Below are 23,880 nucleotides of genomic sequence, written 5' to 3' on the forward strand. Positions count from 1 at the left end.
GATACCATGCAGTTCTATCGCCGCTGGCAGCCGGTGGCCGCCATCTCGTTTGACCTCGACGATACCCTCTATGACAACGGCCCGGCCATCGAGCGGGCCGAGCAGTGGATGCTGAGCCACCTGCGCAGCGAATACCTGGCCACCGCCATGCTGGACAAGCCGCGCTGGCAGGCGCTCAAGCACAACCTGCTGCTGGAACAGCCGGCACTGCGCCACGACGTCAGTCTGGCGCGCCAGCACGGCATTCAGGCCGCTCTGATGGCGGGGGGCATGGCGCAAGGGTTGGCGGAGCGTGAGGCAGAGTCTGTGTTCGCCGGCTTTCTGGCCGAGCGCTCGAAGATCGAGGTGAGCGGCGAAACCCACGCCCTGCTGGCCCGGCTGGCCGAGCGCTACCCGCTGGTGGTCATCACCAACGGCAATCTGGATCTGAGCAGGGCTGGGCTCGCGGAATACTTCACCCTGGTCTACAAGGCTGGCCTCGGCAGCAGGATGAAGCCGGCGCCGGACATGTTCGTAGAGGCGCAGAGGGCACTCAAGCTGGCCCCCGGCCAGATCCTGCACGTGGGGGATCATCCACAGACCGACGTGCTGGGGGCTCGGCTGCACGGCTTCAAGGCCGCCTGGCTCAACGAGCGCGGTCAGCCCTGGCGACAACTGCAACTGCTGCCGGACGTGGAGCTGACGGCGCTGGGCGAGCTGGCGGAACTGCTGCTCTGATCAGGCCTCCACTCCCACCAGCTCCGGCCGACATGCATTCCCTGTCGGCCGATCATGCTCCGTAGGCAGCAGCCATCGTTGGGTCGTGCCGGAGTTGTCACTCGTTGCGGCAGATCAATCCGCGTAGATCGTAAGGCTCGGGCTGGTTGACCCGGCAGTAGCTGATGCCGGCGGGCAGCGCGTGCTGCAGGGTGATGGCGGTCTCCCGATAGTGGCAGACCAGATAGAAGGGGCGAGGGTTGCGGCGATCCAGACTCCAGTAGTGCAGCGCGTCGCTGTCGCCGTTGTCCGGCTTGAGCTGGGCTCGCTCATCGGGGTCGCCGTCGAACAGGGCCAGGTTGTCCAGCCGGTGGCTGAGGGGCTGGTGTTGTTCCCCCAGATCGTTGCGGGTGACGGCCTGCCACCCCGGGCTGGTCCCCAGCTGCTGCTGGCGGGTTTCAATGGTTGCGGGGCAGTCAAATTGCAGGGTGGCGCTCAGGGCCAGTGCGGTCAACAGCATGAAATGCATCTCTGGTAGAAAGCCTGAGCCGCCATGCTACGTCATCGACCGCCAAACAGCGCCATCAGTTTGTCCAGCAGATCCCGTGGCGGGGTGATCTGCTTCATGGCCTCCGCCTCCCGCGCCAGCAGCTCCTGCTGCTCCTGCTGACGGGCGCTCAGCACCTTGTAGAGCGGCTCGAGCAGGGAGCCGCGCTGGGCCACCAGCTCCTGGAACATGGCCTGATTGATGCGATAGGTTTCGACGGTCCCCAGGGCCCGCACCGTGAACGGGCTGGGCTCGCCGGTGAGCAGGCTCAGCTCGCCGAAGAAATCGCCGGCATTGAGGGTGCCGAGCGGCAGCTCGCGCCCTTCCACCTCCACCAGCATCTGGGCATCTCCCTTTACCAGCACGAACAGCCAGCCGGAGACCTCCCCCTGGCTCAGCATCCGATCGCCGTTGACGAAGGGGGCGAACTTGACCTGATCCGCCAGCCGCAGCAGCTCCTCCTCCTGCAGCATGGCGAACAGCGGCAGGCGGCGCAGGGTGTCGGTGCGCTCGGCAGTATGCCGCTTATGGCGCTGATCCTTGTGATCCTGATCCGTGGTCATGAAGACGTTGAAGATGGGGGGCGTCAGGCGCCGATCGTTGCGGCGCAGGGCGGCATCGATCAGGGTGCGCACTGCCGAGTCGGTGGGATCGTCCACCGCCAGATCGGTGAGCCAGTAGCGCACCGCGTAGCGGGCGATGCCGTTTTCCACGTTCATCAGCAGGCAGTCAGGCTGCGGGCTGGCGGAGACGTGGCGGATGCGGGTCTCCCGCAGGGATTGTTCCACCAGGGCGATGATCTGGGTCGGCAGGGTATCCAGGGTGATGTCGAACCAGACCCAGCGACGCCACTGCAGGGGGGCGTTCTGCCGCCGTCCGAGCACGGTGAAGCGCTGCTTGAGCAGGTGGCTGTTGGGGATCACCACCGTCTCCCAGTTGCGGGTCTCGATGGTGGTGGCGCGCCAGTTGATCTCCACCACCCGGCCCTGGGTGGTCTCCACCTGCAGCCAGTCACCGATGGCGATGGAGTTGTCGAGCTGGATCGAGACACCGGCCAGCAGGTTGCCCAGGGTGTCCTGCATGGAGAAGGCGATGACGGCGGTGATGACGGCGGAGGTGGTGACGATCTCGCCGAGGGCCATGCCGGAGGCGTAGAGGCGGAACAGGCACCAGCCGATGTAGCCGACCGTGATGACGATGTCGGCGATGATGCGCGGGATGCGGATCTGGCACAGGGGCAGCAGAAACTGGAACAGCAGGATCCCCCAGATCTTCACCAGCACCAGCCCGGCCAGCAGGCTGGAGATCTCCACCAGCCAGTGGTGGGGCAGCGGTAGGCGAAACCAGCCCCCCTCGAACTGGATCAGCAGGATCACCACCAGGCTTATCATTACGAAGCCGAGCTCGCTCACCAGCTCCCGCCGACGGCCGGGGCTGCGCAGGAAATGGGTGAAGAGCAAGAACAGGGTCAACAGGGTCCAGAACGGGTGTTCGCCAATCCACAGCAGGGTAGGTAGCGCAACGAGGTTATCGCTAAACATAGCAGCCCCTTATCATTGGTTATTTCCAGCATAGTTGGTTTCAACCCGCTAAATGGGTGCGGGGCGGGGGCAATTTATTTATGCTGGGCGCCGGTCTGACGAGGGAGTGGTACGAGTGCGCACGCTGAACAAGATGGTCTGGATTGCCGGGGCCTGGCTGCTGACGGGCTGTGATCAGCTGGCCGACAAGTATCGGGTCGAGTTTCGCGATGGCTCCTGGCGCGAGATCGCCATCACCCCCTTCGCCGACGAGGCGCGCTGGCGTGAGGGCTGCGCCAACGGCGAGGTGCTGAGCGACATGATGCTGCCGCTCAAGCGCGGCAAGACGGTCAACGGCCGCGAGCAGCTGTTGATCGGCGGCGAGCTGTTCGAGTTGGACGACAGCGCCCTCTATCGCAGCAACGGCATGGTGTTTGGCCACACGCCGGATCACATCCAGCGCGGGCTGAAGGGGCTGGAGGTGTGCCGAACCCTGCGCCCGGATCGCGGTGCGCTGCCCAAGCTCAAGGCGCGCGGGTTCGGCGACTAGCCGGCTGTCAGACGCCGGCCAGACGGGCCCGGCAGGCGTCGCCAAAGGCCTCGAAAATCTTGATGGAGTGAGGGTTCTCGCTCGCCTTCCACTCCGGGTGCCACTGCACCGCCAGCAGGAAGGGGGAGAGGGCGGGGGCGTGGATCGCCTCGATCAGCCCGTCTTCGGCATGGGCCAGCGGCTCCAGCCCCTTGGCCAGCGTCTTGATCCCCTGGCCGTGCAGCGAGTTGACCGGAATGGACTGTTGTCCCATCAGCTCCGCCAGCCAGCTGCCCGGCACCAGTTCGACCTGATGGCTCTCGCCATACTGATCGTCGACCGGATCGTCAGCATCCTCCCGATGATCGTCATAACCCGGCTCGCTGTAGACCTTCTGGTGGATGTCTCCCCCCAGCGCCACGTTGATCTCCTGCATGCCGCGGCAGATCCCGAGGATCGGCAGGCCGCGATCGAGGGCGGCGCGCACCAGCGGGATATCGAACAGATCCCGGTCCCTGTCTTGCTGCTTCTCCGGGGTGAGGTTCTCCTGGCCGTAGAGGGCGGGATCTATGTTGGAGCCGGCGCCGCTCAGATAGACGCCATCCGCCAGATCCAGATATTGCGCCAGATCCTCGGTGCCGCAGCAGGTGGGCACCAGCAGCGGCACGCAACCGCTGATCTCCACCAGCGGCTTGATGTATTTGTGGGTCATCACCTGATAGGCGTGGCCATTGCGGGGCTGGGCGCCCGTGGTCATCAGTACGACGGGTTTACGCGGGGTGTGGGGGCTGCGAGTCATGATTCACCTTGGCTGTCCTTAGCGGTCCTGCGCCTTGGGCAGGCCCTTGCCGTCGTCAGCGGGGCAAGGGCATGCCTCAAGGCATGGTCGTGGGATCGGAGGTGCGTTGCACAGCCAGAATCGTCGGTCAGCCTGGGCAACGACAGCCTGGATCCTGATCCCAGTCTGCCAAGGCCGTTCAATATGTCAAACGAAATGATGCCAACATGTTAAATATATTCTGCGCTCGACTGGCTTGAGTCCCATTTAAAGGGGCCTGCAGCGAGAAAGGGGAGAGAGAAGGGCGTTGTCGTGGTGGATATATTAAACATGCGGCGCTGGCGGCCGGATAGCAAAAGGGGCCCGCAGGCCCCTGGTCGCGTCAGGCGTTCAGAATGAAACGCTCGATCACCTGGGCGACCCCGTCTTCATCGTTGCGCCCCGTGGTGTGCTGGGCCAGCGCCTTGATGTCGTCGGTGGCGTTGCCCATGGCCACCCCCAGCCCGGCGTACTCGATCATGTGGTGATCGTTGCCCGCATCCCCCACTGCGATGACCTGGGAGGCATCCAGCCCCAGGTGCTCGGCCAGGGCGGCGACGCCGGTCCCCTTGTTGCTCTGCTTGTTCATGAACTCGAGGAAGTAGGGGGCGCTGCGCACCACGGTATAGCGCTGGTAGAGCTCGGCCGGCAGCTTGGCGATGGCGGGGGAGAGCAGCGGCTCGGGATCGATCATCATCACCTTGAGGATCTGCTCGTCGGCGGGCAGGGTGGCGAAGTCCAGCAGCTTGATGGGCATGTCGATGAGGCGGGATTCGTGCTCGGTGTAGGGACTGACCCTGGGGCTGATGAGCCCCCGGCTCACCGAGAAGCCGTGCACGTTGACGCCCAGCTCGTCGGCCAGGGCGGCGATGGCGCTGGCATCGCTGCCGGTGAGCAGCTGGCTGCGGATGATGCGCTGATCGGCCACCTGCTGCACCAGGGCACCGTTGTAGCAGATGACGTAGTCATCCTGACCGGTGAGGCCGAGTTCCACCAGATAGCGGCTCATCCCCTCCAGCGGCCGGCCCGAGGCCAGCACGACGGTGACGCCCCTGGCGCGGGCGGCGGCAATGGCCGCGTGGGTGCGGGGGGAAATCTGGCCCTGGGAGTTCAACAGGGTGCCATCCATATCCAATGCGATCAGCTTGTACATCTCTCACTATCCTGCGGTCTGGCTGGCCCGCCCGATGGGGCCAATGGGAGGCCGAGTGTAGCGAAATTCGCCGTCCGGATCACGACTGACGGGTCACTCTTGCGTCACTTGTGGGGTTCGTAGGGGGTCAGCTGCAGCTGATCTTCACGGATGGCAAAGTGGATGGGGCCGTGTTCGATGTCGACCCGGTAGTGGTGGTGGGCCATCTCCACCTCGACCCCGGGGAAGGCGTGCTGGGTGGCGATGATGTCCATCTCCGCCATCAGCTTCTGCAGCTCCTCCTGGGCCGCTTCCAGCTGTTCATCCAGCAGCTTGCTCTCCTCGAGGCGCTGGGTCCGGATCAGCTTGATCTTCTGCAGGGTCTGGGGATTGCGCTTGTCGCTCGGCAGTTGCAGCAGCTTGAGCAGCAGGTCCTGCAGCTTGTCCAGCTGCTCCCGGCACTCCTGCTTGCGCTGGCGCAGCGCCTGCTCCTGCTCCTTGTGGGTGAAGTAGCCGCCGAGGATCTGCAGCCGGGTCTGGTTGTGGGCCGAGGCCCCCAGGATCGGCGCCATGATGAGGCGGTTGGCGATGCTGATGCCCCCCAGCAGGTGGCCTTTGCGCATGCTGCTGTCACCCACCTTGAGATCCTGGCCGCTGCGGCTGTAGCAGTGGCTGAGCTGGGTCAGGATGTGGATGTCGCCGCCAGCCTCCAGCTTGGCGTACTGGGCGTAGCTGGCGTGGATCTCCCCCTGGGCGTTGAGGTGGCAGAGGAACTCGTCACTCTGTTCGCTCTTGCGCCCTATGATGCCGTTGCGCACCGTGATGGTGCCGCTCGATTCGATGTAGCCCCCCTCGACGAAGCCGCCGATCACCACGTCGCCGCTGGTCTTTATCTTCATGCCCGGGGTGACGTCGCCCGCCACGATCAGCGCCCCTTCGAAGATGACGTGGCCGTGGCGGATATCCACCTGCTTGACGCTCAGCACGTCGTCCACCTTCATGCCGTTTTTCTCCTGGCGCGGCAGGCCGGGGCGGCTGGCCAGCAGCAGATCGGGGTCATCCGGCGAGAGGAAGGTACCCTCGCCGGCCACCATGGGGCTGTCCTTGCCATGTTTGGCGGGCAGCTCCTGGCCGGTGACGGTGAAACCGGGCACTCCCTGGGTGGCGGGGTGGCGGCGCATCAGCTGGGCGCCGGCCTTGACGGTGAGGATGGTGCCGAGGTCGCGCATGTCGACCCGGCCGTGATCCAGCTCCTGAGGCTTGAGAATGCGTTCGGCCGGGGTCTCCACCAGTCGCTCGAAACGGGTGTCCTGACCGTTGACGGCGGCCTTGCCCTGCGCCACCGGCAGCCTGAGCAGGGTGCCCGGCGTCGCCTCCTTGGCGGCCAGCACGGCGGCGGCGATGAGCGGCGCCTGCACCCCCTGACTGATCTCGCTGCTCTGGATCGCCTGCTCCAGCTGTTCACTGGTGAGGTATTTGCCGCCCCAGTCGGCGGTGATCTGGGCGGTGGCGCTCATCCGGTCCTTCTCCACCACCAGCAGGACGCTGGCATCGTGGCGCTGGGCGATGGGCACCGGATTACCGGGCAGGGGGGCGGTCGGGTTGCTGAGCAGGGTGTTGAGCAGGCTGATGGCCTGCTTGATCCCCTCCGTCAACGGTTGATAGCGGCGGCAGTTGGAGGCCAGCAGCAGCGTCTGGATATCGCTCTCCGAGATGGGGTTGGTCAGCCCGGGCGCGATGCGCAGGCAGGCGTATTCCATATCGGCTGACAACAGTAACCACTCTTTGCTTAACACCCGGATCCCTTCCTTCGTCCGCATCCCAATTGGAACGGCTGCTTGTTTTCAGTTAATCGGCATTTTGTTAAAAATGCGAATCATCAACATGGTGCTGGTCTGCAGTATCCAGACATTTCTCCTTTTTGGTCAATGAGCTAAGCACAAATGGGTGAACTGGGACGAGGAAATGAAAAGTAACAGGGAGTATGCTGACGGCACCATGAGCCCGTCTGCCAGCCGCTATCGGCTGCCGTCCGGCGGGTGAAGGGAGTGCCCCCGGGCGGATCCGCCACCGTGAGAGGAGTGTCGACCTTGCGTCATTGTCTGCTGCCCCTGGCCCTGACGGGCCTGCTTAGCGCCTGCCAGCCACAGGCATCCACCACGGCCCTCGGCACCCTGGAACGAGACCGGGTGCTGCTGACCGCCACCGCCGGCGAGATCATCCGCGCCCTGCCGGTGGCGGAGGGCAGCCGGGTGGAAGAGGGCACCCTGCTGGCCCGGCTCGATGACCGGCGTCAGCAGGCGGTGCTGGCCCGCGCCAGGGCCCAACAGGCACAGGCGCGGGCCGCCCTCGCCCGGCTGACCAATGGCGAGCGGCCGGAAGACATCGCCGCCGCCCGCGCCAGCCTCGACAAGGCGCAAGCCAGCGTCAGGGAGAGCGAGCGCAACTTTGAGCGGATCGACCGGCTGGTGCGCCGCAAGCTGGTGAGCCCGGCGGATCTCGACAAGGCCCGCGCCCAGCGCGACAGTGCCCTGGCCGAGCAGGACGGCGCCCGCCAGCAGCTCGACAAGCTGGCGCGCGGGGTGCGGCGCGAAGATATCGACGAAGCGCAGGCCGCCTTGCTGGCCGCCACCGCCGAGGTGGCGCTGGCCGAGCGGGAGCTGGCGGATCTCTCCATCGTCGCCACCCGCAGCGGCCGGCTCGACAGCCTGCCCTATCACCTCGGTGAGCGCGTTGCGGTCGGCGCCGTGCTGGCCGCCATTCAGGCGGACGAGGCGCCTTATGCCCGGGTCTATGTGCCCGAGCCCTCCCTTGCCGGTTACCGGGTCGGTCAGCCGGTGCGGGTGCAGGTGGACGGGGTGGCGGAGCCCTTCACCGGCCGGCTGCGCTGGATCTCGAAAGAACCCGCCTTTACCCCCTACTACGCCCTCAACGAGCAGGACAGGGCCCGGCTGGTCTATCTGGCCGAGATCGATCTGCCGGCGGGGGCGCAGGAGCTGCCGAGCGGCCTGCCGCTGCAGGCCGAACCCGCCGCGCAGGGAGAGGGCCATGAGTGAGCTGGCGATCCGGGCGCTGGGGGTGAGCCGCCGTTTCGGCGATTTTCTGGCGGTGGACGGGCTGGATCTCTGCGTGCCCAAGGGGCAGATCCACGGTTTTCTCGGCCCCAACGGTTGCGGCAAATCCACCACTCTGCGCATGCTGACCGGCCTGCTCACCCCCTCGGCAGGGGAGGTGGAGGTGCTGGGGCTGCACATCCCTCGCGAGGCCGAGACCTTGCGCCGGCGGATCGGTTACATGACCCAGAAGTTCTCCCTCTATGACGAGCTGACCGCCTGGGAGAACCTGGAATTCATGGGCCGGATCCACGGCATGGGCGGCGCCGTGCTGGCTGCCCGCCTGCACGAGCTGCTGGCCACCTATGAGCTGGCGCCGCTGGCCCGGCAGCGGGCTGGCGCCATGAGCGGCGGCCAGAAGCAGCGGCTGGCGCTGGCGGCGGCGGTGATCCACCGGCCGGCGCTGCTGCTGCTGGACGAACCCACCTCGGCGGTGGATCCGCAGAACCGGCGCGATTTCTGGGAGAAGCTGTTCGATCTGAGCGAAGGGGGTACCACCATACTGGTGACCACCCACTACATGGACGAGGCGGAGCGCTGCCATCAGCTCGCCATCATGGAGGCGGGCCGGGTGCGCGCCCAGGGGGCGCCGCAGGCGCTGATGGATGCCATGAGCACCCGGGTGGTGGAGGTGCTGGCCGCCGATCTGCGGCTGCTCAAACAGCAGCTGGTGCAGCTGGCGCCGGTGCGCTCCGCCGCCCAGCTCGGCCAGCGCTTGCGGGTACTGGTGGACAAGGAGCTGGCGGAGCCGGTGGCCTGGCTGCAGCAGGCCTGCCCGGCGCTGGCCGGGGCTAGTCTGGCGCTGGTCAGGCCCAGTCTGGAGGATGTGTTCGTCAGCTGTACTGGTCAGGAGCCGAGGGCATGAACAGTCTGCGACGGCTCTGGGCCATTACCCAGAAAGAACTCAGTCAACTGGCACGAGACCGGCTGACCTTCGGTGCGGTGGCGGTGATGATCCCGACGGGAGTGAGTCGATGAACAGTCTGCGACGGCTCTGGGCTATTACCCAGAAAGAACTCAGGCAACTGGCACGGGACCGGCTCACGTTTGGCATGGTGGTGATGATCCCGTTGATCCAGCTGCTGCTGTTCGGTTACGCCATCAACACCGATGTGCGCCAGATCCCGGTGGGGTTGGTGGAGATGAGCCAGAGCGTGCCGGGCCGGCTGCTGGTGGAGGCGGTGAAGGCGAGCCAGGTGGTGCACATCAAACAGCAATATGTCGGGGTGCAGCAGGCCGAGGCGGCGCTGACCCGGGGCGAGGTGCGCGCCGTGCTGGTGCTGCCCGCCGATCTGAGCCGCCGGCTCAGCGCCGGCGAGACGGCAGGTCAGTGGCTGGTGGATGGCTCGGACACCATGATCGCCGGGGCCCTGCTCGGCCTTCGCAACATGCCGCTCTCCGATCTGAAACCCGACCTCAAGACGGCCCCCCCCACCTTCGAGACCGTGCTCTACTTCAACCCGGCGCGCCGTTCGGCGGTCAACATAGTGCCCGGCCTGCTCGGGGTGATCCTCACCATGACCATGATCATGTTCACCTCGGCGGCCATCGTACGCGAACGGGAACGCGGCAATCTGGAGCTGCTCATCACTACCCCGGTCGGCTCGATGGAGCTGATGCTGGGCAAGATCCTGCCCTATATCGGGGTGGGGCTGATCCAGGTGGCCATCATCCTCGGGCTCGGCCACTTCATCTTCGACGTGCCCATCAACGGCGCCCTGAGCCAGGTGCTGCTGGCGACCCTGTTGTTTATCGCCGCCAGCCTGACCCTGGGGCTGCTCATCTCCACCCTGGCGCAGACCCAGCTGCAGGCGATGCAGATGACGGTATTCATCCTGCTGCCCTCCATCCTGCTGTCGGGCTTCATGTTCCCCTACGAGGGGATGCCGCTGCCGGCCCAGTGGATTGCCGAGGTGCTGCCGGCCACCCACTTCATGCGGCTGATCCGGGGCATAGTGCTGCGCGGTGGCGAGCTCTCCGAGCTGCTGCCTGACGTGCTCTGGCTGGCGGGGTTCACCCTGCTGGTGCTGACCCTGGCCGCCCATCGCTTCAAGAAGAGTCTGGATTGATGCCCCGCGAGGGGTGAGAACCTGGCTGCGGCTGGCCGTTAGCGGCTGGCGGTGCGGGCCAGGGTGCGGTAGTCGCCGAGTACCGGCAGCCCCTGCAGCTGGCGGCGCAGCATGTCGAGGGCGGCGAAGGCGAGGATCCGGCGGCCGCTGTCGGGATCCGGGTGGCTGACCTTGAGGGTCTGGCCGTGCAGCTGCCCGTCGACGCAGAGCAGCAGCGGCACGCCGTCCGGGCCCGAGTTGCCTATGGTCAGGCTGAGGGGGGCCGCGGGCGCCGCCAGTTGCGCCAGCTCGTGGGCCAGGGCGTGGCTGAAGCCGGCCGTCAGGGCCGGATGCGGGTGGCACATGGCCAGCAGGGCGCCCCGGCTCTCCCCCTCCAGCAGCGTCAGCGGTTTATCCCCCAACAGATCCAGAATCTGCTGCGCCGGCTCCTCATCGCCCCGCCCTACCAGCCAGGGCTCGATGGCGGCGAGCAGCCGCGCCTTGGCGGCGTCCATGTCCGCCGTGCTGGCGCCGTGGCCAATAAGCTTCAGCTCGATGAGCGGCATGGAGGAGCGGTAGCCGAGCTCGATGCCGGCGGGCCAGGGCGCGGCATCCAGCATGTCGCTGAGGGCCGACTCGGAGATGCCGAAGGTATAAAAACGGCGCAGTTCGGTGTCGGTCTGCGCGCCAGCCAGTACCTTGAGGCACGGCATGATCTGCTCGCGCACCATCTGCTTGAATTCGAACGGCACGCCCGGGGTGAAGAAGAGCCGGCTTGGGCCCTGATGGCCTGTGTGGGTGACCACAAAGCCGCAGGCGGTGCCGACCGGGTTGTCGAGGATCTCGCACCCCTGCGGCAGCCAGGCCTGCTTGGCGTTGCTGGCGGGCATGGGCCTGCCGCGGCTGGCGTAACGCGCTTCGATGGTGGCGAGCCAGTCCGGGAACAGGGTGAGCGGCTGGTCGAAGGCTTCGGCTGCCGCCTGGGCGGTGAGATCATCGGCGGTGGGGCCGAGCCCACCGCACACCAGTACCACCTCGGCGCGGCTGGCGCTCTCTGCCAGCACGGCCTTCAAGTCCTTGAGGTTGTCCCCCACGGTGACGCGGCGGCGCACCTGCCAGCCCTGCTCCAGCAGCAGGGCGCTGAGCCAGGCAGCGTTGGTGTCTACCACCAGGCCCGTCACTATCTCGTCTCCGGTGCTGATGATCTCGATGCGCATGGCGGGCTCCTCGGGGCTGACGGCTGGACTGGGGGGCGGCCACCTGGGTGGCCGGGTCGATCAGGGCTTGGTGTGTTCGAAGTAGTAGCTGATGCGGGTGCGCGGGTTGAGGTATTCAAACACCGCCGGCGGCAGCCGTTTGGGATGGATCACCTTGGCGATCGACAATTCGGCCTGCTGCAGGTCGATGATGGCCGCCTCCTGGCGCGGGATGCGCGGATCGTACACCAGCACCGAGGGGTAGAGCAGGCGGGAGGCGTTGACCGACATCACCAGCCCCACCTGGCCGTTGGAGAGCTGCACCACGCTGCCGGGCGGGTAGATCCCCATCAGCCGGATCAGCATGCTGAGATACTCGGGATTGAACTGGGCCTTGCGCTGCTTGTAGAGGCCGCTCAGGGCCGAGTAGGGCACCTTGGCCTGCATGTGGCAGAGGTTATCGTACTCGTTGATCAGCGACACAATCTGGGTGAGCGGGTCGAGCTGCCCCTTCTTGAGCCCCTCCGGCCCGCTGCCGTCCAGGTATTCGTGGTGGTGCAGCACTATGCCCTTCGCCTCGGCCGGGAAGTCCTTGGCCAGATTGAGCAGATCCAGCCCGTAGCGCGGGTGCTGGGCCATCAGGTTCTGCTCCGGCTTGGTGAGCGGCTCGGTCTTGCGCAGGATCTGGCTCGGGATCTTCAGCTTGCCGATGTCGTGGAACAGGGCCCCCATGCCGACCTGGCGGATCTCGTCGGCCGACATGTTGCACTCCTTGGCCAGCAGCATGCTGAGCACGCTGACGTTGAGGGAGTGGAAGTAGAGGTTGTTGCCGTCCTCGCTGTCGGAGACCAGGTGCAGCACCATCTCGTCCACCGACAGCAGCTGTTCGGTCATGGCGTTGATCAGCTCCTGCGCCTCGCCGATGGCATTGAGGGGGCGGGACTGGATCTTGCTCATCACGTTGCGCACCTGGGCCAGTGACTGCTGGAACTGCTTCTCGCACTGCTGCAGATCGCGGCGATACTGCTGCAGCTGCTCGATGCGGCGCTCCTTCTCCAGCTGCATTTCGGCCTGACGCTGGGAGGTATCCGGCGCCTCCACCGGCTGGGCCTGGATCTGGTTCAGCGGCTTGGGCGGCGCATCGCTCTTGTCGGGGATGATGGTCACTAGCTTGAGACCGAGCCGGCGAATGAGCTCGATCTCCTCTTCATTCTTGAGTTTGAAGCTGGAAAACAGGAAGGGGTGTTCGCGCCAGCCAAGTGGCAGAGAAACGTAATTGCCGACTTGCAGCCGGTCTACTGAAATCTTGATACCTGTCATTGTCTTGGATGCGAGAGACACACTGAGCCGTATGCTAGTCAAAGGTGGGGGTGAATACAAAAGGTATCTGATGACAGGGTGGGTGCTTTATTATAGGCTTCTGGATGTCCAGACATATTTACCGATGCAGTACAGGGAGTAAGCATGCCGATCAAGATCCCGGATCAGTTACCCGCCGCCGAAGTGCTGGGGCAGGAGAACATCTTCGTGATGACGGAATCCAGGGCCGTCACCCAGAACATCCGCCCGCTGCGGGTGTTGATCCTCAACCTGATGCCCAAGAAGATTGAAACCGAGATCCAGCTGATGCGGATGCTCTCCAACTCGCCGTTGCAGGTGGACGTGGATCTGCTGCGCATCGACGATCGGGAGTCGAAAAACACGCCCCAGGCGCACCTGGAGAACTTCTATCACGACTTCGAACAGGTGCGTGGCAACAACTACGACGGCATGATCATCACGGGGGCGCCGCTCGGGCTGGTGGAGTTCGAGGAGGTGGTCTACTGGCCGCGCATCGTCGAGATCATCGAGTGGTCACATCAGCACGTGACCTCCACCCTGTTCCTCTGCTGGGCGGTGCAGGCGGCGCTGAAAGCCCTGTACGGCATGGAGAAGCAGACCCACGGCGAGAAGCTGTCCGGGGTCTATCGCCACCACCGGCTCGACGAGCACGAACCGCTGTTGCGCGGCTTCGACGACGAGTTCGTGGCGCCTCACTCCCGCTATGCGGCGTTCGACGGGGATCTCATCCGCGCCCATACCGATCTGCAGATCTTTGCCGAATCGGCAGAGGCCGGGGTCTATCTGGCGGCCACCAAGGATTGTCGTCAGGTGTTTGTCACCGGTCACCCGGAATACGATGCGCTGACCCTGGATGGCGAATACCAGCGGGATCTGGCGGCCGGGCTTGCGCCGGTCATTCCGGTCAACTACTACCCGGACAACGACCCGACCCGGACCCCGCGCGCCAGCTGGCGCAGCCACGGCCACCTGCTGTTTTCCAACTGGCTCAACTACTACGTCTATCAGCTCACCAGCTATCGCGTCGAGGATATCGGCAAGGTGTTTACCTATCAGCAGAACTTGCCGTCGAGGTAGGGAGTTGCTCAGTCGTCCTCTGCCAGCCGCGCCGCCAGCCCGGCGAGCCATTGGCGGTGGCAGGCCAGGGTGAAGGCCTTGGGCCGGTGGGCCCGGATGGCGGTCATCGCCTCCTGCTGGGGCTGGCCCAGACTCATCAGCAGGGCCGCCGCCACCAGCCCGGTGCGGCCGCTGCCGCCCTTGCAGTGGATGACCAGGTGCTTGCCGTCCCGCAGCAGTCCGATAAGTTCTGGCAGAGTCTGATGCCAAGTGGCCTCGAAGGCGGCATCGGGAGCCTGATCGTCCTCGATGGGCAGCTGGAACCAGCGCATGCCGGCGGCCTCGATCTGCTGGCCAAGCGTGCCCAGTTCAAGCCGGGCCAGTTCGGCGTCGGTCATCAGGGTCAGCACGCCGTGCGCCCCGGCCAGCTTGAGCTGGCCCAGTGCCAGCGGCAGCGCCACCTGCTGGGTGCCGGGGCAGGGGGTCAGCAGCAGCTGGCCATCGACGCGGGGGACTTCCTGGCTCCAGAAGGGGTGAGACGGGTGCATAAAGATCCTTATGACGCCAGCAACGGCGAGGCAAGCCGGGCCTGACCCGGTTTTTGAGTGCGCCAAAGCATAGGGGGCGCGGCCCCGATGTCAATCTGCGTTGTGTTCGGCCCGGTTTACGGGCAGAGTCTAAAAAATTGAGCGGTTCAAGGAGTAAAGATGAGAAACCTGGATCAACTGGATTTGGATATCCTGGCCCATCTGTTTCGCGATGCGGGCATGACCAACAAGGATCTGGCCGCGCTGGTCGGGGTGGCACCGTCCACCTGTCTGGAACGGGTACGCAAGCTGCAGCAGGACGGGGTGCTCAAGGGCGCCCACTGCGAGGTGGATTACCAGGCCCTCGGCGGTCACATCCAGGCCATGGTGTCGCTGCAGCTGGCCCGCCACAGCCGCCAGATCATCGATGCGTTTCGCGACGCCATCCTGGCCCTGCCCGAGGTGATCAGCCTGTTCCACATGGGCGGCAAGGATGACTTCCTGGTGCATCTGTGCGTCGCCGACACCGAGCACCTGCGCAACTTCGTGTTCGATCACTTCACCTCCCGCGAAGAGGTGGTGCACCTGGAGACCTCGCTGGTGTTCGAGCACAAGTTCAGCCGCTCGCTGCCCTGCTTCCTCAACACCTGACGCCCCGTCTGCCTCCTACAAAAAACCCGCCAATCGGCGGGTTTTGTTTTATGGCGCTCAGTTCAGCACGGTGCGGGTATCCGGCGCCGTCCGGTAGAGCCCCTGCTGGTAGGCGAGGCTGCCCCACAGCGCCAGGCCGAGGGCCGCATCCTTCATGGTGGCCGGTTGCGGCGCCGGGGTGAGCGTCTCTGTCGCATCCTCATAGATGAAGCCTTCCGGCGCCCGCTCCGGCTGCAGGATCACCACGTCCTTGCCGCGCATCAGGGCAAAGTTCTTGTCGTACTGCATGATGGCGCGCCCCGGCCAGTCGGCGGGCATGCGGGTCAGATCCTTGCCGAGCATGGGGTAGTCGGCGCTGATCCCCATCAGGGAGAGCAGGGTCGGCGCCATGTCGATCTGGCTGACGATGCGCGGATCCTGTCTCGGCGCTATGCCGTCACCCACGATGACTCCCGGAATGTGGAAGCGGGGGATGGGCACCAGGCTGGCGCCGCTGACCCGGCTGTCGTGATCGGCGATGACCAGGAACAGGGTGTCCTTCCAGTAGTCCGACTGCTTCGCCTTCTTGAAGAACTCGCCGATGGCGTAGTCCGCGTACTTGGCGGCGTTATTGCGGGTCTGCTTGGGCTGCTCATAGAGGGCGATGCGATCGTCGGGAAACTCGAACGGATCGTGGTTGCTCGAGCTGAACACCAGGCTGAAGAAGGGTTTTCCCTGCTTGCTGAGCGCCTGGAAAGTCTCGTCGGCCTTGGCCATCAAATCTTCGTCAGAGGCGCCCCAGGAGCCCTCGAACACCGGATTCTTGAAGTCCTTCTGCTCGACGATGGTGGTGAAGCCGTTGCCGAGGAAGAAGCTGCGCATGTTGTCGAAGTGGCTCTCGCCGCCGTAGATGAAGTTGGTGTCGTAGCCCCGCTGCTTGAGCAGCTCGGCGATGGTGAAGAAGTTGGTCTGGCTGCGGCCGAGCTTGACCACGGCCTGGGCCGGGGTCGGCGTGAAGCCGGTCAGCACCGCCTCGATGCCGCGCACCGAGCGGGTGCCGGTGGCGTAGAGCTGCTCGAACGCCCAACCCTCTTTCGACAAGGCATCGATGTTGGGGGTGAGCGGCAGGCCGCCGAGGGAGCCGACGAACTGGGCGCCCAGGCTCTCCTGCAGCAGGATCACCAGGTTCTTCGGCTTGCCGCCGTAGCTGGCCTCGTTGAAGGTCTGGCTGGGCAGGGTGTCGGAGCTGAATTCATGGGATTCACGCCCGCTCTCCTGGCGAACCAGATCCAGAATGCGCTGACGGGGCAGCTCGCCGTAGAACTGGCTGGCATCCTCCTCGGCCCGCATCTGCTTGATGGCGAAGAACAGGGAGTAGGAGGAGTTGACGGTGAGCGCATTGACCAGCGGATCGCTGGCAAACGCCACCATGGCCGGGTTGAGGGCGCGGTGACCCAGGCTGGAGCGGGCACCGAGAAAACCGATGGCCAGGATCAGCAGGGCGAAGGCGGGCCGCCAGTACCAGCGCGGGAAGCTGATGCCGCGCAGCAAGCGGCCGCTCAGCCACCAGCCGCCCGCCAGCACGGCGCCGCTGAACAGCAGTGCCAGCAGCAGCTCGCCCTTGCGGCCGGCCCACAGCATGGCGAACACCTCTTTGGGATAGATGAGGTATTCGATGTAGAGGCGGTTGGGCCGCACCCCGTACTCGGTCACGAAGGAGGGGGTGGAGATCTCCAGGAAGAGCAGCAGCCAGAGCCCCAGGGTCAGCCAGACCCGGATGAGCTGCAGCCAGGCACGGCCCACGGCATGGGGGCCGGCCAGCAGCAGGGTGAACACGGCGGGCACGCCCCACAGCCAGCAGAGGGTGGCGAAGTCGACCCGCAGCCCCTGCAGCAGCATCTCCTGCCAGCCGGCGACGGCGTCGACCCGTTCCAGCTGCCAGAGGCCGAGCGCGAGCCGGCTGATGGAGAGAGAGACTAGCGCGATCAATGAAAAAACGGCGATGGGCCAAAACGGTCCCAGCCATCGTCTGATAGTGGTCATTGTTGTTCCTACAAGCCTGTTTGCACCCGTCCACGGGCGCATTGTTTTTATATTGCTGGGTTATGACAGCGGGCCCGGGGAAAGGTTGCGTGTAGGTGCTGTTTAAAAGGATGTTTTGGCACGATTTATGATTTTTATGTGAGGGCGCGCAGGGATCGAAGACAGCATAAACGGCTGGAAAAACTGTGATCCTGCCGGCAAAGCGGTGCGGGGGGCTTATCTATAATGGCGCCGAATTTTCTCAATCGGAGCCGAAGGGATGCCGGTCTTTATCGATGTGGAATATTTGCAAGGGTGGAGCCTGTTCGTGGTGCTCTCGGACGGTACCACGGGGGCACTGGACCTGACCCCTTGGCGCACCCAGCCGCTGTTTGCGGCGCTGGATTCGGAGCGGCGCTGTGCCCGGGTCTTCATCAATCGCCACCACCAGTTGGAGTGGCCCGCTGGCTGTACCCTGTCGGCCCACGAGGTCTATCACCTGATCAAGCCCATCGACGAGCGGGAAGCGTTCAGCTAACCCCCTGTTTTTGTGAACCACCCCAAGATTCCTGTGACGGGAATGTTTGAGCGTTTGCCTTCCTCACCCAATTTGGGTAAAACCTGCGCAACATTTTGCCAACCCTAGCTTGGCTTCGCCTCAGAGGGCTTGCCGCCGCCGCGCCGCAGGCCTTTTTTGCAGCCTGACGGCAAACCTTCCAGCAGCGGAATGGTTTGTTGGTTGAAATTAAAAAAACAAAATAAACAAAGAGATAAGGAAAGAGTATGGCTTGTCATATGCGCACCCCGCTGGCCCTGCTGGTGGGCGGTTTCGCCTGTCACGGTGCCGCCGGCCAGGAACTGGTCCAGCAACTGGAGCCCATGGTGGTGGTCGCCAGCCGCCCCGCCAGCACCCTGGAGGTGACCCTGGATCCCAAGAAGCCGGGCTCCCCCATGCCGGCGGCCGACGGCGCCGGTTACCTCAAAAACGTCACCGGCATGAGCATGGTGCGCAAGGGGGGGCTGGGCGGCGATCCCGTGTTGCGGGGGATGGGCATGTCCCGCCTCAATGTGCAGATGGATGGCGGCATGCTGGCCGGTGGTTGCGGCGGCCGGATGGACCCGCCCACCGCCTACGTATTTCCTCAATCTTTCGACCGGATCCGGGTGCTGAAGGGGCCGCAATCCCTCGAACAGGGGGCGACCCTGGCGGGTACCGTGCTGTTCGAGCGGGACAGGCCCGAGTTCACCGCCCCCGGCGTCAAGGCCGAGGCGTCGGCGCTCTATGGCAGCTTCGGGCGCGACGACCAGATGCTGGATGCCACAGTAGGGGCGCCACAGGGCTATCTGCGCGGCCAGTTCACCCACTCCGACAGCGATGACTATCGGGACGGCCACGGCGACAAGGTGCGCTCTTTCTATCGACGCGAAAACGGCACCGCCCAGCTCGGCTGGACGCCCAGTGAGCACACCTGGCTGGAACTCACCGCCGAGCGCAGCAATGCCCGCGCCGCCTATGCGGATCGCACCATGGACGGCCCCATGTTTGACCGCGAATCCTTCGGCCTCAAGCTCAGGCAGGAGCAGATCAGCCGCCACTGGCAGCGCAGCGAGCTGACCCTGTGGGACAACGACATCGACCACATCATGGACAACTTCAGCCTGCGTCCAAATAGCGGCATGAAGATGCTCTCCAACCCGGACCGGCGCAACACCGGCGGGCGCTGGGCCAACGACATCGCCCTGCCGGCCGACTGGCTGCTGACCGCCGGGCTCGATGCCAACCGGGATCAGCACAGGGCCCGCAGCGGGGTGGATTACGCCAACCAGCCGCGTCAGCGCACCCTGCGCTTCGAGCAGCAGGGCGGCTTTGCCGAGCTGGGCCGCCAGCAGGGCGCTCACAGCTACAAGGGGGGTTACCGGCAGGACAGGGTCGAGACCACCCGTTACGGCGCGGGAGATCAGACCCTCTACAGCGATACCCTGACCCTGGACAGCGGCTTTGGCCGCTACGAATATCAGTGGTCGCCGGCCTGGTCGAGCTACCTGGCCTGGGGCCAGGCGAAACGGGCGCCGGACTACTGGGAGCGCAGCAAGGACAGCGTGCCCTTCACCCTCAACCCGGAGCGCAGCCGCCAGTGGGATGCGGGGCTGGCCCTGCGCAGCCGCGAACTGGATCTGACCCTCTCCCTCTTTAGCGCCGACATTCAGGACTACCTGCTCTATAACAACAAGTCGAACAAGGTACGCAACATCGACGCCCAGACCCGCGGCGGCGAGCTGGAAGGGCGCTGGCAGTTTGCCGAGCAGTGGCGCCTCGATGGTGGTCTGGCGGTGGTCTACGGCGAAAACCAGAGCGATCACCAGCCGCTGGCCCAGATGCCACCGCTCGATGGCAAGCTGGCGCTGGGCTGGCAGCCAGCCGAGGAGTGGAACCTGACCCTGCTGGGCCGCGCCGTGGCCGCGCAGGATCGGGTCGATGTGGGCTCCGGCACCGTAGCCGGCCAAGATCAGGGGGAGACGCCAGGCTTCTTCGCCATGAACCTGAGCGCCGCCTGGCAGTTCCACCCGGGCTGGCAGCTGTCGGCCGGGGTCGACAACCTGTTCGACACCTTCTACTACGAGCACCTCTCCAAGTCGGTACACGCCAGTCAGGCCGGGCTGGGCTACGAGCAGGTGGGGCGGATTCCGGAGCCGGGCCGCGCCTACTGGCTCTCGGTCAGTTACCGTTTCTCTTCGGCCGGCGTGCTCTAGGTCGGCGCGCCAACCGACTGAGCCAGGTAACGTTTTCAGTCACAGACCCGTGCGGGCGGGGCCGCTATCATGGCCCCAGTGTGGCGCTTTGGGCGCCGATACCACCACAGCGGGAACATAACAATGAAACAAGGAACGTTGCGCCATGGCGGCCTCATCGGGGCCGCCCTGTTATTGACGGCTTGCGGCAGCGGCGGCGGGAGCGGCGCCAGCGAGCCCCAGCAGCCCCCGGTCACCAACCCGCCGCCGGCCACCGCCAGCCGCGCCTGCTACGGCAATGATCAGCCGGCCTGCAATCTGCGCACCTATCAGGTGATGGTGGAGTCGTTCGTCGACGGCGACGGCAGCGCCAACTACGGCGTCGGCTATGGCCCCTCCCAGCACAACGGCGATCTGCAGGGGATCATCGACAGCCTGGACCACATCAAGAGCCTCAACGTCAATGCCATCTGGCTGACCCCGGTGTTTGACTCCTGCGCGGGGCAAGGCGGTGACGACAAGCTCGATGCCACCGGCTACTTCGCCTGCGACTTCTTCAACGTGGACCCCAACTTCGGCAGCAACGTCCAGCTCAAGAAACTGGTGGACGGAGCGCATCAGCGCGGCCTCTACGTCTTCCTCGACGGGGTATTCGGCCACGTCAACAAGGTGGGGGTGAGCAAGCCTTCTCCCGAAGGACGGCTGCCCGCCCTCAAGAGCGGCGGGGCCGGTTATCCCGGCCAGCTGGTGGATTACAGCCAGCCCCAGAGCCTCGCCTACTTCAAGGAGGTGGCCCGCTACTGGGTCGAGCAGTACGGCATCGACGGCTGGCGCCTCGATCAGGCCTATCAGCTCGGCCTCGACGACTGGCGCGCCATTCGCAGCGAAGTGGAGCGGGCTAGCGCGGCGCGCAAGGCCGCCGGCCAGCAGTGGGGTACCCTCGGCTACATGGTGGGCGAGGTGTGGAAGGGCGCCGACGAGATCCGCGCCCAGGCGTATGGGCCGAGCGACAACCCGGCACTCTCCTCGGCGTTCGACTTCCCGCTGCGCTACGGCCTGGTGCAGGCGCTGGCGGTGGAGGAGTCCGGCAAGGGCGGGCAGGGGGCCAGCGTGCTCGACGCCAGCTGGAACAAGGTGGAGAACTACCCGAATCACGCCATGCCCAACCTGATGCTGGGCAACCACGATCTGGTGCGCTTCGGCGATCTGCTGGAGCGCGGCAACTTCAATCCGGCGGACTACTGGCAGCGCCACAAGGCGGCCTTCAGCTTCCTGGCGGCCCGCTCCGGCCCGATCACCCTCTACTACGGCGAGGAGTTTGGCGACGAGGTGCCGGGCTTTGCCAAGCAGGTGGGTGGCGACTGCGCCGCGCAGGGGCTCTGTGACGATCACGTGGCCCGCAGCGATGGCAAGGTGCCGGGTGCCACCGGCTTCGTGCCGAGCAGCGAGCAGAGCGAGCTGAAACAGTGGCTCAGCCAGCTGCTGGCCCTGCGCGCCGCCCACCCCGCCCTCTATCAGGGGGAGCGGGTCAAGCTGGTGGCCGAGGGGAGCGTCTATGGCGACATCAAGCAGACGGCGGCGGAGCAAGTAGTCTACCTGCTCAACGTCTCCGACACGCCCCAGAGCTACGCGGTGCCGGTCGGCAAGCTGCGCAGTGCCAGCGCCCTGGTGGATCTGCAGAGCGGCGAGAGCCTGGCCATCGGTGGCAGCAGCGTGACGGTGGACTTGCCGCCGCTGAGCGGCCGCTTCCTGCTGGTGCGCTAAGCGAGGCTGGCAACAAAAAGGGCTCCGTGATGGAGCCCTTTTTCATGGGGGACGTTACTTCTCGATGCCGCTGCCGAGTTCGTCCTGATGGGGGGCAGCCTGCACGTTGCCATTGCCGTGCCGCCAGCTCTCCAGCCGGTTGTGGACCCCGCGGCGCAGGCTCTTGAAGCTGGTCTCCAGGTAGTCCACCCCCACTAGGATGGAGAGGGTGACGCCGGTGAGCAGCAGCGCCTGGTGCAGCATCTGCATGCCGATGAGGGCGCCGAGGGCGGCCAGCATCCAGACGGTGGCGGCGGAGGTGACCCCCAGTACCTGGCCATCCCGGGTCATCATCACCCCGGCGCCGAGAAAGCCGATGCCGGTGATGAGCTGGCCCAGCACCCGCGCCTGATCGGCGCTCTGGGGGCTGACGGCGGCACCGATGGCAAGAAAGCAGTAGGTGCCGAGGATGATGAGTGAGGAGGTACGGATGCCGACCGGCTTGCCGCGCAGTTGCCGCTCCAGCCCTACCAGAGTGCCGCACACCAGACAGACCAGGATGTTCTCCCAGCCAAGGGGCGCTATGTCCCACCAATCAGTCGTCATCATATCCACCTCTGCTCTCGATGCTTGTTATCCGGCCGCGCTCTGCCCCCGGTTTTCCAGCCGCTGGCGGAAGGCCCGGGCGAGGCGCTCGTAGAGGTCCTTTGCCTCTCTGTCCTCAATATCGCCACGTATCCAGGGATTGTCGATGATTTCCAGCAGCACACAGTCACGCCCCTGCTGACGCAGATCGACCCCGAACAGGCCGTTGCCGAGCTGATGCACCGCACGGCGGGCGGTCTGCAGCACCCGCTCCGGCACCTCGTTGAGCGGCAGCGCCTCGATGCGGCTCATGTCGAGAGGGTGCTTGCGGCGGCGGATGCGGTTGCCAGGCTCGGGGCGGAAACGGCGGCAGGCAAACAGCGGCGAGCCGTCGAGAAAGCCGATGCGCCAGTCGAACTCGGCGGGGATCCGGCTTTGCACCAGCAGCAGGGCGGAGCGGGCCAGCCCCTCATCCAGCAGGCGGGCCAGTTGCTGCTCGTCGCTGGCCATGGCCAGATCGCGCCCCTGCGCCCCGTCGGGCACCTTCACCATCAGCGGCAGGCCGAGCCGCTGCACCAGCTCGTCCACGTGGTGGCGGCCGCGGCGGGTCACCACCATGGTGGGTGGCATGGGCACGCCGCTGCGCACCATCAGCTCGTAGAGGTAGAGCTTGTTGCTGCAGGCGAGAATGGCGCGGGAGCTGTCGATCACCGGCATCTTGAGCTGCTCGGCGCGGCGGGCAAATTCGAAGGTGTAGTGGCCGACCGCCGTCTCGGAGCGCAGCCAGAGGGTATCGAACTCCGGCAGCCGCTCGATGGCGGACGGTGCCAGGATCTCGGCCCGGATCCCCTGCGCCGCGGCCGCCCGGATGAAGCGATCCAGCGCCAGGGCATCGCTGCTGGCGCGGCCGTCGTTGGGGTCGACCAGGATGGCGAGCTGATAGAGCGGCGCCGCCTGCTCCTCGTCGCCTGTCCCCACCAGCGCCTGGGCGTGGTGCAGCATCAGCGCCTTTTCGCTTGGGCTCAGTTCCAGCGGTGACAGGCTCTGCTGCTGGCGCACCGACCAGCCGTGGCGGCCGCGCTTGAGGGTCAGCTCCTGCAGCGGCAGCTGGCTGAGGCCGTAGTAGTAGCGGGCCAGCCCCGCCAGCTCGCTCTGCTCGCACTGGCCGAAGATGGCGCGCACCCGGATCCTGTCTTCGCTCTGCAGGGCCAGCCAGCCCTGCAATTTTCGCCACAGCTTGGCAGGCGGCTGCTGGGGCTGCAGCTGGCTGATGGCCTGCAAACCCGGCAGGCAGTGGTGGCCGCGGGCCTGGGCCAGCAGCGAGCAGTAGTAGCCGGCACTGAGGTGCTCCAGATTGCGGCAGAGGTTGATGATGCGGGGGCGGCCGCCGGTGGTGGGCACCCCGTGTTGCAGGTAGGTGCGGGCGGTCAGCAGATAATCGGCATGGCAAGGCCAGTCGCCCGGCTCTTCGACGATGACGTAGGTACTCATTTTTTCGGCTCCACAGATGAAACTGCCTTGAATGGCAGGATCCCCAGTGGGCTTCGATGCACCGACAAGCACGACAATGGCGCGAGGGGAAACAAGAGGTTACAGTGCCTAATATGCCGCCTTGGTAACTTGTGATACAAGTCGCATTTTTGGTGAT

At 65.5% G+C, this 23,880-nt stretch carries 21 protein-coding genes; 10 read left to right on the forward strand and 11 right to left on the reverse strand.

The features are described from left to right. Nucleotides 1–6 precede the first annotated feature (6 nt). Entirely contained in the window at nt 7–717 is a 711-nt protein-coding gene (locus E5E96_RS09570; RefSeq protein WP_171282025.1) for an HAD-IA family hydrolase, read from the forward strand. 97 nt (nt 718–814) lie between these two features. Here E5E96_RS09570 and E5E96_RS09575 read toward each other — a convergent pair whose 3' ends face one another. Both E5E96_RS09575 and E5E96_RS09580 read right to left on the reverse strand, forming a co-directional pair. Continuing rightward, entirely contained in the window at nt 815–1,216 is a 402-nt protein-coding gene (locus E5E96_RS09575) for an STY0301 family protein (RefSeq protein ID WP_171282026.1), read from the reverse strand. A 41-nt stretch (nt 1,217–1,257) separates the two neighbouring features. After that, nucleotides 1,258–2,784 (reverse strand): mechanosensitive ion channel family protein, encoded by a 1,527-nt coding sequence (locus E5E96_RS09580; RefSeq protein WP_039212899.1) that lies wholly within the window; start codon nt 2,782–2,784, stop codon nt 1,258–1,260. 115 nt (nt 2,785–2,899) lie between these two features. On the opposite strand from E5E96_RS09580, the gene E5E96_RS09585 reads away from it, so the two are divergent. Further along, nucleotides 2,900–3,313: a hypothetical protein gene (locus tag E5E96_RS09585; protein ID WP_171282027.1), complete on the forward strand. Its 414-nt coding sequence runs from the start codon at nt 2,900–2,902 to the stop codon at nt 3,311–3,313. Between the two features lie 7 nt (nt 3,314–3,320). Here the strand turns inward: E5E96_RS09585 and E5E96_RS09590 are convergent, their stop codons facing one another. The 3 genes from E5E96_RS09590 to E5E96_RS09600 form a co-directional block, all read right to left on the reverse strand. Beyond that, nucleotides 3,321–4,091, reverse strand: coding sequence for a gamma-glutamyl-gamma-aminobutyrate hydrolase family protein (locus E5E96_RS09590; RefSeq protein ID WP_139389310.1), 771 nt, complete (start codon nt 4,089–4,091; stop codon nt 3,321–3,323). Between the two features lie 361 nt (nt 4,092–4,452). Beyond that, nucleotides 4,453–5,262, reverse strand: coding sequence for a sugar-phosphatase (yidA, locus tag E5E96_RS09595; protein ID WP_085734306.1), 810 nt, complete (start codon nt 5,260–5,262; stop codon nt 4,453–4,455). A 104-nt stretch (nt 5,263–5,366) separates the two neighbouring features. Then, complete coding sequence (locus E5E96_RS09600) at nt 5,367–7,037, reverse strand: DUF342 domain-containing protein (RefSeq protein WP_367396509.1); 1,671 nt, start codon at nt 7,035–7,037, stop codon at nt 5,367–5,369. A gap of 285 nt (nt 7,038–7,322) precedes the next feature. Between E5E96_RS09600 and E5E96_RS09605 the strand changes: the two genes are divergently transcribed. The 3 genes from E5E96_RS09605 (at nt 7,323) to E5E96_RS09615 (ending at nt 10,423) form a co-directional block, all read left to right on the forward strand. Continuing rightward, complete coding sequence (locus E5E96_RS09605; RefSeq protein WP_171283221.1) at nt 7,323–8,297, forward strand: HlyD family secretion protein; 975 nt, start codon at nt 7,323–7,325, stop codon at nt 8,295–8,297. Then, nucleotides 8,290–9,219, forward strand: a complete 930-nt coding sequence (locus E5E96_RS09610) for an ABC transporter ATP-binding protein (protein WP_041217707.1) — start codon at nt 8,290–8,292, stop codon at nt 9,217–9,219. Before E5E96_RS09605 ends, E5E96_RS09610 begins: the two co-directional genes overlap by 8 nt. 109 nt (nt 9,220–9,328) lie before the next feature. Then, complete coding sequence (locus E5E96_RS09615) at nt 9,329–10,423, forward strand: ABC transporter permease (RefSeq protein ID WP_011704459.1); 1,095 nt, start codon at nt 9,329–9,331, stop codon at nt 10,421–10,423. A 38-nt stretch (nt 10,424–10,461) separates the two neighbouring features. Here the strand turns inward: E5E96_RS09615 and E5E96_RS09620 are convergent, their stop codons facing one another. After that, on the reverse strand, nt 10,462–11,619 hold the full coding sequence (locus tag E5E96_RS09620; RefSeq protein WP_171282028.1) for a CinA family nicotinamide mononucleotide deamidase-related protein: 1,158 nt from the start codon (nt 11,617–11,619) through the stop codon (nt 10,462–10,464). A 60-nt stretch (nt 11,620–11,679) separates the two neighbouring features. Next, nucleotides 11,680–12,918, reverse strand: coding sequence for a DUF3391 domain-containing protein (locus E5E96_RS09625; protein WP_016349264.1), 1,239 nt, complete (start codon nt 12,916–12,918; stop codon nt 11,680–11,682). Between the two features lie 144 nt (nt 12,919–13,062). Here E5E96_RS09625 and metA point away from each other — a divergent pair, with 144 nt between their 5' ends. Continuing rightward, entirely contained in the window at nt 13,063–14,016 is a 954-nt protein-coding gene (gene metA, locus E5E96_RS09630; protein ID WP_171282029.1) for a homoserine O-succinyltransferase, read from the forward strand. A gap of 8 nt (nt 14,017–14,024) precedes the next feature. On the opposite strand, the gene E5E96_RS09635 is transcribed toward metA, so the two are convergent. Next, a complete protein-coding gene (locus E5E96_RS09635; protein WP_171282030.1) occupies nt 14,025–14,543 on the reverse strand; it encodes a cyclin-dependent kinase inhibitor 3 family protein in 519 nt (172 codons plus the stop codon). A 159-nt stretch (nt 14,544–14,702) separates the two neighbouring features. Here E5E96_RS09635 and E5E96_RS09640 point away from each other — a divergent pair, with 159 nt between their 5' ends. Next, nucleotides 14,703–15,173: an Lrp/AsnC family transcriptional regulator gene (locus tag E5E96_RS09640; protein WP_011704464.1), complete on the forward strand. Its 471-nt coding sequence runs from the start codon at nt 14,703–14,705 to the stop codon at nt 15,171–15,173. A 57-nt stretch (nt 15,174–15,230) separates the two neighbouring features. Here the strand turns inward: E5E96_RS09640 and E5E96_RS09645 are convergent, their stop codons facing one another. Further along, nucleotides 15,231–17,195: an LTA synthase family protein gene (locus E5E96_RS09645; RefSeq protein ID WP_171282031.1), complete on the reverse strand. Its 1,965-nt coding sequence runs from the start codon at nt 17,193–17,195 to the stop codon at nt 15,231–15,233. A gap of 259 nt (nt 17,196–17,454) precedes the next feature. Between E5E96_RS09645 and E5E96_RS09650 the strand changes: the two genes are divergently transcribed. The 3 genes from E5E96_RS09650 (at nt 17,455) to E5E96_RS09660 (ending at nt 21,668) form a co-directional block, all read left to right on the forward strand. After that, entirely contained in the window at nt 17,455–17,712 is a 258-nt protein-coding gene (locus tag E5E96_RS09650; RefSeq protein ID WP_029304479.1) for a DUF2442 domain-containing protein, read from the forward strand. Between the two features lie 245 nt (nt 17,713–17,957). After that, a complete protein-coding gene (locus tag E5E96_RS09655; protein WP_171282032.1) occupies nt 17,958–19,925 on the forward strand; it encodes a TonB-dependent copper receptor in 1,968 nt (655 codons plus the stop codon). 123 nt (nt 19,926–20,048) lie between these two features. After that, nucleotides 20,049–21,668: an alpha-amylase family protein gene (locus E5E96_RS09660; protein WP_171282033.1), complete on the forward strand. Its 1,620-nt coding sequence runs from the start codon at nt 20,049–20,051 to the stop codon at nt 21,666–21,668. 54 nt (nt 21,669–21,722) lie between these two features. Here E5E96_RS09660 and E5E96_RS09665 read toward each other — a convergent pair whose 3' ends face one another. Beyond that, nucleotides 21,723–22,256 (reverse strand): MgtC/SapB family protein, encoded by a 534-nt coding sequence (locus tag E5E96_RS09665; RefSeq protein WP_162516945.1) that lies wholly within the window; start codon nt 22,254–22,256, stop codon nt 21,723–21,725. A 24-nt stretch (nt 22,257–22,280) separates the two neighbouring features. Then, entirely contained in the window at nt 22,281–23,723 is a 1,443-nt protein-coding gene (locus E5E96_RS09670; RefSeq protein WP_171282034.1) for a RimK family protein, read from the reverse strand. Between the last annotated feature and the right edge of the window lie 157 nt (nt 23,724–23,880).

This window comes from Aeromonas sp. 1805, assembly GCF_013085525.1.
Classification (GTDB): Bacteria; Pseudomonadota; Gammaproteobacteria; order Enterobacterales; family Aeromonadaceae; genus Aeromonas; species Aeromonas hydrophila.

Bases quoted from the DNA above. Each gene is read 5' to 3' on its own strand.
- E5E96_RS09640 (WP_011704464.1), top strand. From the start codon at position 14,703: ATGAGAAACCTGGATCAACTGGATTTGGATATCCTGGCCCATCTGTTT.
- E5E96_RS09645 (WP_171282031.1), bottom strand. From the start codon at position 17,195: ATGACCACTATCAGACGATGGCTGGGACCGTTTTGGCCCATCGCCGTT.
- E5E96_RS09610 (WP_041217707.1), top strand. From the start codon at position 8,290: ATGAGTGAGCTGGCGATCCGGGCGCTGGGGGTGAGCCGCCGTTTCGGC.
- E5E96_RS09625 (WP_016349264.1), bottom strand. From the start codon at position 12,918: ATGACAGGTATCAAGATTTCAGTAGACCGGCTGCAAGTCGGCAATTAC.
- yidA (WP_085734306.1), bottom strand. From the start codon at position 5,262: ATGTACAAGCTGATCGCATTGGATATGGATGGCACCCTGTTGAACTCC.
- E5E96_RS09635 (WP_171282030.1), bottom strand. From the start codon at position 14,543: ATGCACCCGTCTCACCCCTTCTGGAGCCAGGAAGTCCCCCGCGTCGAT.
- E5E96_RS09670 (WP_171282034.1), bottom strand. From the start codon at position 23,723: ATGAGTACCTACGTCATCGTCGAAGAGCCGGGCGACTGGCCTTGCCAT.
- E5E96_RS09620 (WP_171282028.1), bottom strand. From the start codon at position 11,619: ATGCGCATCGAGATCATCAGCACCGGAGACGAGATAGTGACGGGCCTG.
- metA (WP_171282029.1), top strand. From the start codon at position 13,063: ATGCCGATCAAGATCCCGGATCAGTTACCCGCCGCCGAAGTGCTGGGG.
- E5E96_RS09575 (WP_171282026.1), bottom strand. From the start codon at position 1,216: ATGCTGTTGACCGCACTGGCCCTGAGCGCCACCCTGCAATTTGACTGC.
- E5E96_RS09655 (WP_171282032.1), top strand. From the start codon at position 17,958: ATGGCTTGTCATATGCGCACCCCGCTGGCCCTGCTGGTGGGCGGTTTC.
- E5E96_RS09570 (WP_171282025.1), top strand. From the start codon at position 7: ATGCAGTTCTATCGCCGCTGGCAGCCGGTGGCCGCCATCTCGTTTGAC.
- E5E96_RS09665 (WP_162516945.1), bottom strand. From the start codon at position 22,256: ATGATGACGACTGATTGGTGGGACATAGCGCCCCTTGGCTGGGAGAAC.
- E5E96_RS09650 (WP_029304479.1), top strand. From the start codon at position 17,455: ATGCCGGTCTTTATCGATGTGGAATATTTGCAAGGGTGGAGCCTGTTC.
- E5E96_RS09615 (WP_011704459.1), top strand. From the start codon at position 9,329: ATGAACAGTCTGCGACGGCTCTGGGCTATTACCCAGAAAGAACTCAGG.
- E5E96_RS09660 (WP_171282033.1), top strand. From the start codon at position 20,049: ATGAAACAAGGAACGTTGCGCCATGGCGGCCTCATCGGGGCCGCCCTG.
- E5E96_RS09590 (WP_139389310.1), bottom strand. From the start codon at position 4,091: ATGACTCGCAGCCCCCACACCCCGCGTAAACCCGTCGTACTGATGACC.
- E5E96_RS09580 (WP_039212899.1), bottom strand. From the start codon at position 2,784: ATGTTTAGCGATAACCTCGTTGCGCTACCTACCCTGCTGTGGATTGGC.